Here is a 13185-nt window from a genome sequence, read left to right as displayed (position 1 = left end):
CGACCAGAATGCATCGAGTTTCGGCGGACGCCGCACCGATGATGATGCGTAACGGTTGCCATAGCAACCCGAATGCATCATCACCCGTCCGCCTCGCTTCGAACGCTCAGCGCTCTTCGGTACCAGCGATGAATGCTTCGAGCTTGGCACGGCCCTCGGTGTCCTCGCGCTGCACCGGCGGGCTCTTCATCAGGTACGACGAGGCCGAGATCAGCGGGCCGCCGATGCCGCGATCCTTGGCGATCTTGGCGGCCCGGATCGCGTCGATGATGATGCCGGCCGAGTTCGGCGAGTCCCACACCTCGAGCTTGTACTCCAGGTTGATCGGCGCGTCGCCGAAGGCGCGTCCCTCGAGGCGCACATACGCCCACTTGCGGTCGTCGAGCCACGCGACGTAGTCCGACGGGCCGATGTGCACGTTCTTGTCGTCGATCTTGCCGGCGAGCGAGCCGTGCAGGTTCGAGGTCACCGCCTGGGTCTTGGAGACCTTCTTGGACTCCAGTCGCTCACGCTCGAGCATGTTCTTGAAGTCCATATTGCCGCCGACGTTCAGCTGGTAGGTGCGGTCCAGCGCCACGCCGCGGTCCTCGAAGAGCTTGGCCATGACGCGGTGCGTGATCGTGGCACCGACCTGGCTCTTGATGTCGTCACCGATGATCGGCACACCGGCATCCTCGAACTTCTTGGCCCACTCCGGATCGGAGGCGATGAAGACCGGCAGGGCGTTGACGAAGGCGACGCCCGCGTCGATCGCGCACTGCGCGTAGAACTTGTCGGCCTCCTCCGAGCCCACCGGCAGGTAGGACACCAGCACATCGGCACCGGTCTCCTTGAGGACCTGCACGACATCCACGGGATCGCCGTCGGCCTCCTCGATCGTCTCGGAGTAATACTTGCCCAGGCCGTCGAGCGTGTGGCCGCGCTGCACCGTCACACCGGTCGGGGGGACATCGGTGATCTTGATGGTGTTGTTCTCGCTGGCCTGCGTGGCCTCGGCGAGATCGAAGCCGACCTTCTTGGCGTCGACATCGAAGGCGGCGACGAACTCGATATCCCGCACGTGGTAATCGCCGAACTGCACGTGCATGAGCCCGGGGACGGTTCCGGCCGGATCAGCGTTCTTGTAGTACTCGACGCCCTGGATCAGGGACGTGGCGCAGTTTCCCACGCCCACGATCGCTACGCGTACCGAACTCATGGGTCCTCACTTCTTCTTGTTTCGGGTGGTTTCCTGGCGGCCCGCGGGAGACGGATCGCCGTCATTGGTCTGGTCGGCCGCGGCCCGCTCACGCTCGATCAGCTCGGTGAGCCAGGTGATCTCGCGCTGCACGGACTCCAGGCCGTGACGCTGCAGTTCGGCGGTGTACGCGTCCATGCGTTCACGACCGCGCTGCGCGGCGTTCTTGACCGTGTCGAGCCGCTCCTCCAGGCGGCTGCGCCGCCCCTCGAGGATGCGAACCCGGATCGAGGAGGTGGTGCGCGAGAACAGGGCGAACCGCACCCCGAAGTTCTCGTCGTCCCACGCGCTCGGTCCGGTGTCCTCCAACAGCTCGGCCAGGTGCTCCTTGCCGTCGGCAGTCAGTCGATAGGTGATCTTGGTCCTCCGACCACTGGAGGCGTCCTCGTCGGCGACGATGTACCCGGCACGCCCCAACTGCTTGAGGCAGGGGTAGAGCGTTCCGTAGGACAGCAGACGCGTCCAGCCCAGCAGCGCGTTGACGTGCTTGCGCAGCTCGTACCCGTGCATGGGTGAGTCGGCGAGCAGGCCGAGCACGGCCAACTCCAAGGCGACTCCACGACGAGGCACGATCGACTTCCTTCTTCACTGACGACTAGTTATATCGAAACGATACATCGAGTCGCGAGGTCCGTCAGCCTCCCCCTCGGGGTGTTTCTTGGAACTTGGGGCGGGACACGGCACACTGGGACGCTGGTGGCGCGTGCCCCGCTGCCGTACGAAGGGATAGGTGCGTGGCGACGAATCGCAAGAAGGACACCCAGAAGCGCGGGCTGTTCCGCCGGATCGGCGGCAACGGCCCGTGGCCGGTCAAGGTCATCCGCTGGTTGCTGCTGTTGGCCGTCCTGGGATTCCTGGCCGGTGCCGCGGCTTTCGCGACGGCCTATGCGGTCGTCAAGATCCCCGACCCCAATGCGGACTTCCAGACGCAGACCACGGATGTCTACTTCTCCGACGGCACGACGAAGATCGGTTCCTTCGCCACGCAGGACCGCATCATGGTCGACTACGACGAGATCGCCGAGCCGATGCGAGCGGCTGCCGTGGCGGCCGAGGACCGCACCTTCTGGGACAACCGGGGCATCGACCTGCGCGGCATCGTCCGCGCCCTGCGCGACAACACCTCCAGCGGTGAGATCACCGGCGGTGGCTCCACGATCACCCAGCAGTACGTCAAGATCCTCTATCTGACCCAGGAGCAGACGTACACGCGCAAGGCCAAAGAGGCGATCCTGTCGATCAAGGTGGACCGGCAGCTCTCCAAGCAGGAGATCCTCGAGGGCTATCTCAACACCATCTACTTCGGCAACGGCGCCTATGGCGTGGAGGTCGCCGCCAACAACTACTTCGGCAAGTCGGCATCCGAGCTCACCGTGCCCGAGTCGGCCTATCTCGCGACGGTCGTCAACAGCCCGACGTACTACAACCCGTACGCCGAGGGGGCGGCCGAGCGCATCCTTCCGCGCTACAACTACGTGATCGACGGCATGGCCAAGGCCGGCGACATCACCGCCGAGGAGGCGGCCGAGTTCGCCGATCAGCTCCCGGCCTTCCAGGAGCCGAGCGAGAGCAACGACTACCAGGGCCCGAACGGCCACCTGCTGCAACTCGTCAAGACGCAGATGGCCGATCTGCAGTTCACCGACTATGAGATCAACGGCGGTGGCCTCGACATCATCACGACCTTCGACGCCGGGATGCAGAATGCCGCGGTAGAGGCGGTCAACCAGGTCCGTCCCGAGGGCCTCGACGAGCTCAACGAGTCCCTCGTCTCGGTCGAGCCGGGGACCGGCGCGGTGCGGGCGATGTACGGCGGACCGGACTATCTCGGCGAGGGAGACCGCGCCAGTCTGAACTGGGCGACCGAGCTCGTGCAGCCGGGCTCGACCTTCAAGGCCTTCGCGGTCGTCGCGGCCCTGGAGAACGGATACAGCCTGCGCACGCTGCTCAACGGCAACTCGCCGCTGCAGATCGGCAACGACACGATCGTCAACCAGGGTGACAGCGGCGGACAGTCCTATGGTCGCGTCTCGCTGGACCAGGCCACCGCGAACTCCGTCAACACGGCCTTCGTGGATCTCACCGATCAGATGGAGGAGGGCCCGCAGCGGATCCTCGATGCCGCCAAGCAGTCGGGGATCCCGCAGGCGACGCTCGACCGGATAGAGCCGGTGATCGGCGTCTCACTGGGTTATGAGGGTGTGCGACCGGTCGACATGGCCAATGCGTATGCGACCTTCGCCTCGGGCGGCCAGCGAGACGAGTGGTATGTCATCGAGAGCGTCGTCAATGCTCAGGGCGAACCGCAGCATCAGCACGAGGTGTCCACCACCCAGGCGATGTCTGAGGGCGTCGCGGGCGACACCGTGCAGGCGCTCCAGTCGGTCGTGCGTCGCGGTTCCGGCACGAGCGCCCAGACGCAGTGCCCCACTGCGGGCAAGACCGGCACCGCGACGGCCACGGATGCCAGCGGCGGTGGTGAGCGTGTGTCGTCCTCGTGGTTCATCGGCATGACGCCCAAGCTGGTGACGGCCGTGACCTTCAGCCGCGGTGTCGGCAATGAACAGCTGCGCGGCTACCTCAACCCCTTCTTCGGCGGCACCTACCCGGCGCAGACCTTTGGGACCTTCCAGCGTCAGGTGATCGACCCGAGCGATTGCGGTGCGTTCCCCGAGCCCGGCAATATCCAGGCATCGCAGGGTCAGCTGTACACGCCCCCGCCGCCCCCGCCGCCCGAGCCCGAGCCGGAACCCGAGCCGGCACCGGAGCCGGAGCCCGAGCCGGAGCCCTCGCCCGAGCCGGAGCCCTCGCCCGAGCCGACCGGCCCCACGGTGCCGCCCACGGATCCCCCGGTGATCGATCCGGACGATATCGGGCGCTGGAACCGCGACTGATCCGGTCGGCACCTGCCCTGGGTGGGCACCCGACCACCCCCGCCGCGGTGTTCGGGGTGCCCACAGCTCACCCCCCCGGCGCGTGGCGGTACGCGGTCAGCGGCGGATGATCTGGTCGAAGGTCGCGATCGTGTAGCGCACGGCGGCCGGCACGGTGTCCCCGATCTCGGGAGGCATGACATCGGACGGTAGCAGCACCATGCTCGCCTGCATGTGCGGCGGCTCCGCGAACCAGCGCTGCTTGCCACCGATGGTGAAGGGCGAGAGCGCGCGGCCGGTGGCGGCCAGACCCCCCTTGGCCAGGGACTTGCCGCGGTCGACCGGGCTCGCGACGGCACGCGGCGCCTCCAGGCCGACTCCGTGGCTGGTGCCACCGGCGATGATCAGCAGGTGGCCGTCGCGCGGCACGGGACGCTGGCGGTAGCCGATGCGCTCGCCGCGCTCGACGAAGTGCCGGTCCAGGATGGTCGCCCGGACGTCCAGGGACCCCAGGTCGCCGAGCCACAGCGAGGTGCCGATCCGCGGACGGATCGTGAGCTGAGGCCGGCGCTCGCGCAGCTGACTCAGCTCGGCGGGGGTGAGGTGGGAGACGAAGAGCGAGGCGGTGTCGAGCCGGGAGGTCTCCAGCACCGCGGCCCACTGCTCGGCCTCCCGCAGATTGCCACCCGCCATCGGGAGGTGGATCGCGAAGCCCTCGACGATCAGCTCCCCGAGCGCCTCGGTCGCGGGTGCGAGCTCGTGCCGGTCCAGTCCGTGCCGTGACATCGAGGTCTCACCCTCGAGGATCACTCGCGCGCCGGCGTGGGTGTTCGCCAGCAGGGCGATGTCCTCGACGCGGCCGGCCGTGTGGATGACGCGATCATCGAAGACGACGTCCGTCGTGAACGGCCGCCACGGGGTGAGCACCATGACCGACCCGTCGAACCGGTCGAGGGCTCCGGGAACCTCGGCATAGGTGCCGACCGCGATCAGGTCGGCACCGAGCTTGCCGCTCTCATCGGCGAGCAGGTCGCGGCCGAGTCCGTACCCGTTGCCCTTGATGACGGGGACGATGCCGGGGGTGTCGCCGGCGGTACGGTGCAGGTGGTCGCGCCACCGCTTCTCGTCGAGGTGGAGATCGAATGCCATGGTGTCCTCCCGATCAGCCGCGTCGGCGCAGGTAGGCGGTGAATCCGGCGTAGAGCGCGCGATTCAACGGTAGATCCCATTCACCGAGGTATTCGGTGGCCTCACCGCCGGTGCCGACCTTGAAGCGGATCAGGCCGACGTGAGGGTCGTCCTCGTCGAGGGTCTCGGTGATGCCGCGCAGGTCGTAGACGGTCGCGCCCCGAGCCAGTGCATCGCGGATCATCTGCCACTGGATCGCATTGGAGCCGCGCACATCGCGCTTGGCCGAGGTCGACGCGCCATAGGAGTACCAGGCGTGCTCGCCGACCTGGACGAGGGTGGTGGCGGCGACGAGATCCCCCTCGTGGTGAGCGAGGTAGAGACTCAGGCGGTCGGGGTCCTCCTCGGTGAGGGCGTCCCACATCGTCTCGAAGTAGGAGAGCGGCCGCGGGGTGAAGTGATCGCGTTCGGCGGTCTCGACGTAGACGGCGTGGAAGGCGGCGAGATCGTCGCGTCCGCCTCGGGTCACCTCCACGCCCACCTTGGCTGCCTTGCGGATATTGCGGCGCCACTGCTGGTTCATGGCGGCGAGGAGGTCATCCTCGGTGCGTCCCGCGAGGGGGATCTGGAAGTTGTACTTCGGCTGCCCGGCGGCGAATCCTCCGTCGGTCGACAGCTCGCGCCAACCGAGTGAGCGCAACCGGTCGGCGATCGCGAGCGCCTCGGTGTCCTGCTCATCGGCCGGGACATCGCCCAGATGGGTGAGCACGGGATCGGCGAGGGCGGCCTTGATGGTGGTCGCGGACCAGCGCCGGGTGACCACGGGCGGCCCCATGCGGATACCGAACGCGCCCTGTGACTTCAGATAGGCGGCGACGGCCGCGAGCGCGTCGTCGAGATCGCCACCGGTCCAGTCCAGCTCTGGGCCCTCGGGCAGATAGGCCAGGTAGCGCTTCAGTTTCGGCACCTGGCGGTAGAGGACGAGGCCCGCGCCGACCAGTTCGTCTCCGGAGAACCAGCCGAGGGACTCGCCGCGCCATTCGCCCTTGACCGTCGCCCATGCGGGAGTCTGCAGGAAGCTGACGGACCGCCGGCTCGCGATGAAGGCGAGGTGGTCGTGGGTCGGGATCGCACGCACCTGGAGAGAGGACTTCACCCGACCGAGGCTACCGGCCCGGCGGCTGACAGCGGCCGCGAGCGGCGCCCACTTGATCCTTCGGACCATCATGCTTAGGCTTCCCTAAGTGAACTCCTATCGCGCTGTCGTGCGGGGTCGGCGGCAGCTCACCCCGCATCTGGTGACCATCACCCTCGGTGGTCTCGACGGATGGACCTCGACCGATATCCCCGATGAGTACATCCGGGTCTTCATCCCCCTGCCGGGGCACGAGCTCGTGATGCCGATCATGGGAGGGCGGCGGGGGTGGAGCTTCCCCGAAGATGTCACCCCGCCGGAGCCGCGGGTCTACACGATCTCCGATCACCGCATCGTCGACGGCGATGTGCAGATCGATCTCGACATCGCCCTGCACGACACCGGGCTCGGGTCGGACTGGGCGCGGAGCTGCGCGATCGGCGACGAGGTCGCCGTGATCGACCCGCACGGCTTGTACAAACCGCGCCCGGACGTGGGCTGGCAACTGCTCGTTTGCGATATCACCGGAGTCCCGGCGCTCGCCCGGATCCTTCGTGGGGCGGAGCCGGGAGTGCGCGTCGAGGCCCATGTGGTGCTCACAGATGCCGCGGACGAGATCCCCCTGCCCAGTGCGGCCGATCTCGACGTCACCTGGCAGGTGGTGGCCGATGAGACGCGGATCGGCGATGCGCTCGTCTCGGCGGTCTGCGATCGCGAGCTTCCCGAGGACGACCGCTATGTCTGGCTCGCGGGCGAGGCGGCGGCTAGCCGGGCGGTACGCAAGCGCCTGCGCCGTGAGCTCGGCTGGCCGCAGGCGGATTTCTACACCTGCGGATACTGGAAGTTCGATGCGGAGGTCTGGAATGCGCGTTATGTCGCGGTCGCTGACGAGGTCACGGCCGAGGCGATGGCTGCCTATGAGCGTGCCGCGGGTGACGAGGGCCGGTATCTCGATGACCTCGAGGACATCTACGAGCGCGCCGGTCTCTAGGCCGTGCCCCCTGCGCTAGGCGGTAGGTTAGCGTCCTTTCTCTCTTGGCCCGGGTGGCAGTGCGGTATGGCCCACCGCCGGAGCGCCGGTCAGTCGGTTCAGACAGCGGCGCGTCGTCGGTGCACCAGTGCCTCGGCGATCAGCAGCGTCAGCACCAGCGCGGCGCCGCCGGCGAAGAGGGCCACCGGTGTCGCCAGCGATCCGCTCGGCGCGAGCAGTGCTGACTCATCGGTCTGCCAGGGCCAGAGCGCCCGCAGTGAGCCCGCCATCAGGCCGGTCATGATGGCCAGGGTGATGCGCCGGTGCTCGCGCAGCAGCCAGCGCAGCACTTGAACGAATCCGCCGAGGCCGAAGACGGCACCGAGGCCGAATACGGCGATATAGGCGAGGTCCCGGTCGTTGAGCGCCTCGAGGGTGGGCGCGTACAGACCGAGCACGAGCAGGATGAACGAGCCAGAGAGACCCGGCATCACCAAGGCGCAGATCGCGATGGCCGCAGCGAGTCCCACGATCCACAGCGGCGGATCCTCGATGGTGGCGGGTGGGATGCCGGTGACGAGGAAGGCAGTCACCGCGCCGAGCACCGCCAGCCCCACTTCCCGGACACGCCAGCGTCCACCCACCATGCGCGCGGGCACGGCGATCGAGATCAGGATGAGACCGGCGAAGAAGGCCCGCGCCTCGACCGGGTGGTCCTCGATGACCGGGGCCAGCAGGCGAGCGGCGGTGATCACGGCGACCGCCATGCCGATGACCACCGGCAGCACCACCCCCCACTGAACGGCGCCGAGATCGTGCCGCGCCCGGGCGGTTCCCCGGCCGCGTAGCGGATCAGCCACGAGGCGCAGGAGTCCGCGGGCGAGGTGGCCAGCGGAGTCGATGAGGGTCTCATAGAGCCCGATGATCAGCGCGACGGTGCCGCCGCTGACACCGGGCACGATCTCGACGATGCCGATGAATCCGCCGCGGACGATGTCGAGCAGGGTTCGAGTGGGACGCACGGGGCACCAGCCTACGGCCGCGTCCCAGCCGTGTGCGGGTGCGTCAGCCGACCCGCTGGTGGCGGGGCAGCTTCCAGTAACTGCAGAAGCTGATCTGCCCGGTGGAAAGTCCGCGGCCCACCAGAGCCCGCCGGGCGCCGGACACGAGACCCTGCTCGCCCGCGACCCACGCGTGCCCGGGGACGCCGCCGCCGTCCACCGCGGAAAGGGCCTGCTGGCCGACGGGGGTGTCGTGAGCGCGGACGAGGTAGCGCACCTCCACTCCTCGCGGGGACTCCACCTCGAGTCGGTCCTCGGCATCGGGCACCTCGCAGACGGCGAGCCCACGGGCGGAGGCGGGGAGCGAGGCCAGGATGCCGCTCATCGCCGGGAGTCCGGTCTCGTCGGCCACGAGGAGGACATCATCGACGCCTCGTTCGGGGTTGAACCCGATCCCCTCGTCGATGATCGCCAGCCGGTCTCCCGGTGAGCAGTGAGCGGCCCAGGCCGCGGCGCTCCGCGTGGGATCATCGGTGGGCCCATGCACGACGAAGTCGATATCGATCTGAGGTCCGTGGGTGCTCAGAGCGCGGTGGCCGCGCACAGTGTAGTTGCGCATCAGCGGACGATCGCTCATCGCCAGATAGCGCAGGTATCCGAGGGTCTCATGGGCCTTGGCGGGGATGCGATCGAGGGCGGCGGCGTTGCCCGTGGGGAGGAACAATCGGAACCACTGGTCGAAGCCCATCGGGGTGAACCCGTCGATATCGCCGCCGCCCACGGTGACCCGGCGGAAGTGCGGGCTCAGTTGGGTCGAGCGCAGCACCTGCAGGTGCAACAGCGTTCGTCGCGCCGGCTTGACCATCGCACTCGCGCGAACTGCCATAGGACCTCCTCAGTTGCTCATATACTAAGGTAAGCCTTCCCTTCTTGAGTGTGACTAGCGTCTCGCTGCGACCCTCGTCAGTGGAGGGATCTCGCTCGACGCCCGGCGTCAACCGGGCAGGGCACGGCGCGGCTCGGCGGGCACGATCAGCAGCATCATCCCGGCCTCTTCGGGGGTCCGATCGGCCTTGCGATGGTTGCAGCGCAGACATGCCGCGACGGCGTTCTCCCATGACAGCGTGCCGCCGCGCGACCGGGGCAGGATGTGATCGACGGTCTCGGCACGACCGCCGCAGTAGCCGCACCGCTGCCGGTCGCGGGCCTTGATCGCGCTCTTGGTGCAGAGTCGTCCGGGACGGTGCATCCACGCGGTGACCACATAGCGTACGAGACGCAGCACGGTGGGGCGGGGGAACGGGCCGAAGCTCGTGCCATCGGCCTCCTCGATGACGGCGACCTCGCGGACGAGCATCTTGATGGCGTGCCGCAGGGAGACGCGTTGCAGCGGCTCGTAACTCGCGTTGAGTACCAGCACATCGCCCATCTGCGTACCCTTTCCGCTACGCATCGTAACCGCTCGGTGCTGACGGGAGGCATCCTTCAGGTGAAAGCGTCGCCCGGAATCTCCTCGAAAAGTGCTGGACACGGATCCGCCCTAGGCTGGTCCGCGTGACGGACGGACGACTCTTCGACGGATACGGGCCGCTCGCCGGGTACGACGAGATGTTCACCGGCGCCGGCCTGCGCGAGCTGTACTCCGGCATCGCGGAGGCCTTCGGCGAGATGGGCACCGAGGACGTGCGCCAGCGGGCCGACTCCCTCGCCTCCTCCTATCTGGAGCAGGGGATCACCTTCGGCGTGGCGGGTGAGGAACGGCCCTTCCCGCTCGACATCGTGCCGCGCATCATCGAGGCTGAGGCGTGGGAGACCGTCGACGCCGGGGTCCAGCAGCGGGTCAAAGCACTGGAGGCCTTCCTCGCCGATGCTTACGGTCCCGGTGAGCTGTTCAGCGACGGGGTAGTGCCCCGCGAGACGGTCATGACATCCCCCCACTATCACCGGGTCGTGGCCGGAGTGGATCCGGCGAACGGCGTGCGCGTCCATGTGGCGGGGGTGGACCTGATCCGCGACGAGGGCGGCGAGTTCCGTGTGCTGGAGGACAATGTCCGAGTTCCCTCCGGTGTCTCCTATGTGATGACCAACCGCCGCGCGATGTCGGCCGCCCTCCCGGAGGTCTTCGCCGACCACCGGATCCGTCCGGTCGCGCGGTACTCCCGGGCCCTGCTGCACGCCCTGCGCGCCGCCGCGCCGGCGGGCGTGAACGATCCCACGGTCGTCGTGCTGACCCCCGGTGTCTACAACTCGGCCTATTTCGAGCACACGCTGCTCGCGCGCACGATGGGCGTCGAGCTGGTCGAGGGCCGCGACCTCGTCTGTCATGCGGGGCGCGTCATGATGCGCACCACCGCCGGGCTCGCGCCCGTCCACGTCATCTATCGGCGGCTTGATGACGAGTTCCTCGACCCGGTGCAGTTCCGGGCCGACTCCGCGCTGGGCGTGCCCGGTCTCATCAACGCCGCCCGCGCGGGCAATGTCACGATCGCCAATGCGGTCGGCAATGGTGTTGCCGATGACAAGCTGCTCTATACCTATGTTCCTGATCTGATCAGGTACTACCTCGGTCAGGAACCGATCCTGCGCAATGTCGACACCTGGCGTCTCGGCGATTCCGACGAGCGCGAGGAGGTCCTCGACCGGCTCGACGAGCTGGTGCTCAAACCCGTCGACGGCTCGGGTGGCAAGGGCATCGTCATCGGGCCGGCGGCGAGTCCCGCCGAGCTGGAGGAGGTCCGCGGCAAGATCCTCGCCGATCCCCGCGACTGGATCGCGCAGCCCGTGGTGTCGCTGTCGACGGTGCCGACCCTCGTCGAGGACGGCATCCGGCCCCGCCACGTAGATCTGCGGCCTTTCGCGGTGAACGACGGCGACGAGGTGTGGGTGCTGCCCGGCGGGCTGACCCGCGTGGCGCTCCCGGAGGGAGAGCTCATCGTCAACTCCTCGCGCGGTGGCGGCTCCAAGGACACCTGGATCCTCGCCCGCGACGCCGAATCGGCCGAGGCCGAGGAGACCGAGCTGCTGCTCGAGGAGCAGTCGCAGTCCGGAGGTGATGTGTGATGCTGAGCCGGATCGCGGAGTCGCTGTTCTGGATCGGCCGCTATGTCGAGCGGGCCGACGACACCGCCCGCCTGCTCGACGTGCAGATGCAGGTGCTGGTCGAGGACCCGGGCCTCGACGAGGTCGCGGTGTGCGATCAGCTGCTCACCGTGATGGGCATCGAGGACTTCGACGGAGTCCCCAATCGATGGTCGATCCTCCAACTGCTCGCCCTGGACGCGTCCTCCTCCTCGTCGATCGTGGCCGTCATCGGCGGTCTGCGCGAAGCCGCGCGCAGCACGCGCGAGACCATCTCCACGGACATCTGGTCGGCGATCAACGCCACCTGGCAGGGCGTGCCGATGGCCACCTCGATGCGGCCGCCGGAGATGTTCGCGTGGGTGCGCGGCCGGACGGCCATGATCACCGGCATCGCGGAGGACACCATGCCGCGCGATCAGGGCTGGTACTTCTACAGCCTCGGGCGCAGCCTGGAGCGCGCCGACATGACGGCCCGCATCCTCGCCGCGGCCGCGAGCAGTGGGGCGCAGGTCGCCTGGTCGAACACTCTGCGGGCGTGCAGCGGATACGAGAGCTTCATCCGGACCTATCGCGGGATCGAGGCCGATCGCGCGGCGGCGGAGTACATGCTGCTGGACCGGTGGTTCCCGCGCTCGGTCGTCTCGGCGCTGATGGAGGCGGAGCTGGCCCTAGAGAGGCTCGAGCGCAGCGGCCGCCGTGCCGGCTTCGCCGATGAGGCGCAGCGGTTGCTGGGACGGGCGCGCACGGAGCTGGAGTACCGACCGCTCGGCGAGATCATGGACAATCTGCCCTTCGAGATGGAGCGGATACAGCGGTCCTGCGGTACGGCCAGTGATGCGCTGACCTCGCGGTATTTCGCCCAGGAGGAATGGCACGAGTGGGCCGGGAGGGTGTCGCTATGAGTGCCGACACGATGCAGTGGCGTGTCCGTCACGTGACGAGCCACCGGTACGCCGAGGCCTCGGCGGCGACGTACAGCGAGGCGCGGCTGACTCCGCTGACCACGGGCGATCAGGTGGTGATCCGGTCGCGGGTCGAGATCGACCCGAGCGCGTGGTCGCAGGAGTACCGCGACTACTGGGGCACCACGGTCACGGCCTTCGAGGTCACCGAGGAGCACGAGGTGCTGACCGTCTCGGCGACCTCGGTGGTCGACACAGGGCCGGTCGACACCGGAGCGGTCGATGCCATCGGCTGGGAGGACTTGGCGGACGCCGACCTCCGCGACCGGCACTGCGAGTATCTGGCGCCCAGTGAGGTCACGGATCCCGATGCGGGACTCTCCGCGCGGTTGACGGATCTGCGTGAGGCGTCCGGTTCACCGGCCGACTATGTGCATGCGGTGGGGGAGATCGTGCGGACCGAGCTGCAGCGGCTCGGTGCACCGACCCATGTGTCGTCGACCGCGCGCGAGGTCTGGGAGGCGCGCGCCGGGGTCGTGCACGATCTGGTGCACGTGGTCCTCGGTGCGCTGCGTCAGGCCGGTATACCGGCGCGCTTCGTCTCCGGATATGTGCACGGGGATGACGATCCGCCGATCGGTGAGACGTTCACCTCGGAGCCGTACGCCTGGGTGCAGTGGTGGGATGGCGACTGGACGGGCTACGACGTGCTCGAGGACGGTGCGATCGGTCCGCGACACGTGGCCCTCGGGATCGGCCGGGAGTTCGCCGACGTGCCGCCCCTGCGGGGCATCTACGCGACCCGCGGGGCGGTCGATTCGACCGTCGAGGTGGAGCTCACTCGGCTGGCCTGAACCG

At 68.2% G+C, this 13185-nt stretch carries 12 protein-coding genes; 5 read left to right on the top strand and 7 right to left on the bottom strand.

What is annotated here, in order from left to right:
* Window positions 1-106 precede the first annotated feature (106 nt).
* A complete protein-coding gene (locus BHE97_RS03340) occupies window positions 107-1198 on the bottom strand; it encodes an inositol-3-phosphate synthase (protein WP_087622594.1) in 1092 nt (363 codons plus the stop codon).
* A gap of 6 nt (window positions 1199-1204) precedes the next feature.
* Window positions 1205-1807 carry a PadR family transcriptional regulator gene (locus BHE97_RS03335; protein ID WP_236757505.1) on the bottom strand — a complete coding sequence of 201 codons (603 nt, stop codon included), beginning with the start codon at window positions 1805-1807 and terminating at the stop codon, window positions 1205-1207.
* 164 nt (window positions 1808-1971) lie between these two features.
* Between BHE97_RS03335 and BHE97_RS03330 the strand changes: the two genes are divergently transcribed.
* A complete protein-coding gene (locus BHE97_RS03330; RefSeq protein ID WP_087622593.1) occupies window positions 1972-4131 on the top strand; it encodes a transglycosylase domain-containing protein in 2160 nt (719 codons plus the stop codon).
* A gap of 96 nt (window positions 4132-4227) precedes the next feature.
* Here the strand turns inward: BHE97_RS03330 and BHE97_RS03325 are convergent, their stop codons facing one another.
* Both BHE97_RS03325 and BHE97_RS03320 read right to left on the bottom strand, forming a co-directional pair.
* Window positions 4228-5259, bottom strand: coding sequence for an alanine racemase (locus BHE97_RS03325; protein ID WP_087622592.1), 1032 nt, complete (start codon window positions 5257-5259; stop codon window positions 4228-4230).
* A 13-nt stretch (window positions 5260-5272) separates the two neighbouring features.
* The gene (locus BHE97_RS03320; RefSeq protein WP_236757504.1) at window positions 5273-6394 is read right to left on the bottom strand and encodes a peptidoglycan bridge formation glycyltransferase FemA/FemB family protein; all 1122 of its coding nucleotides are present in this window, start codon (window positions 6392-6394) and stop codon (window positions 5273-5275) included.
* Between the two features lie 88 nt (window positions 6395-6482).
* Here BHE97_RS03320 and BHE97_RS03315 point away from each other — a divergent pair, with 88 nt between their 5' ends.
* Window positions 6483-7364 carry a siderophore-interacting protein gene (locus BHE97_RS03315; protein ID WP_087622591.1) on the top strand — a complete coding sequence of 294 codons (882 nt, stop codon included), beginning with the start codon at window positions 6483-6485 and terminating at the stop codon, window positions 7362-7364.
* 98 nt (window positions 7365-7462) lie between these two features.
* On the opposite strand, the gene BHE97_RS03310 is transcribed toward BHE97_RS03315, so the two are convergent.
* From BHE97_RS03310 to BHE97_RS03300, 3 genes are all read right to left on the bottom strand, one after another.
* Window positions 7463-8365: a DUF368 domain-containing protein gene (locus BHE97_RS03310; RefSeq protein WP_201791291.1), complete on the bottom strand. Its 903-nt coding sequence runs from the start codon at window positions 8363-8365 to the stop codon at window positions 7463-7465.
* A gap of 43 nt (window positions 8366-8408) precedes the next feature.
* Window positions 8409-9230, bottom strand: coding sequence for a siderophore-interacting protein (locus BHE97_RS20335; RefSeq protein WP_087622589.1), 822 nt, complete (start codon window positions 9228-9230; stop codon window positions 8409-8411).
* A gap of 108 nt (window positions 9231-9338) precedes the next feature.
* The gene (locus BHE97_RS03300; RefSeq protein ID WP_087622588.1) at window positions 9339-9773 is read right to left on the bottom strand and encodes an HNH endonuclease; all 435 of its coding nucleotides are present in this window, start codon (window positions 9771-9773) and stop codon (window positions 9339-9341) included.
* A 125-nt stretch (window positions 9774-9898) separates the two neighbouring features.
* Between BHE97_RS03300 and BHE97_RS03295 the strand changes: the two genes are divergently transcribed.
* From BHE97_RS03295 to BHE97_RS03285, 3 genes are read left to right on the top strand one after another with little or no spacing between them, the layout of a single operon-like run.
* Window positions 9899-11404: a circularly permuted type 2 ATP-grasp protein gene (locus tag BHE97_RS03295; protein ID WP_236757503.1), complete on the top strand. Its 1506-nt coding sequence runs from the start codon at window positions 9899-9901 to the stop codon at window positions 11402-11404.
* The gene (locus BHE97_RS03290) at window positions 11404-12327 is read left to right on the top strand and encodes an alpha-E domain-containing protein (RefSeq protein ID WP_087622587.1); all 924 of its coding nucleotides are present in this window, start codon (window positions 11404-11406) and stop codon (window positions 12325-12327) included. The genes BHE97_RS03295 and BHE97_RS03290 overlap by 1 nt, the downstream gene beginning before the upstream one ends.
* Window positions 12324-13181, top strand: a complete 858-nt coding sequence (locus BHE97_RS03285; RefSeq protein WP_170931232.1) for a transglutaminase family protein — start codon at window positions 12324-12326, stop codon at window positions 13179-13181. Before BHE97_RS03290 ends, BHE97_RS03285 begins: the two co-directional genes overlap by 4 nt.
* Window positions 13182-13185: the final 4 nt, after the last annotated feature.

Source organism: Aeromicrobium sp. PE09-221 (assembly GCF_002174305.1).
In the GTDB taxonomy this organism is placed as follows: domain Bacteria; phylum Actinomycetota; class Actinomycetes; order Propionibacteriales; family Nocardioidaceae; genus Aeromicrobium.
This window is presented reverse-complemented; position numbering and strand designations above follow the sequence as displayed.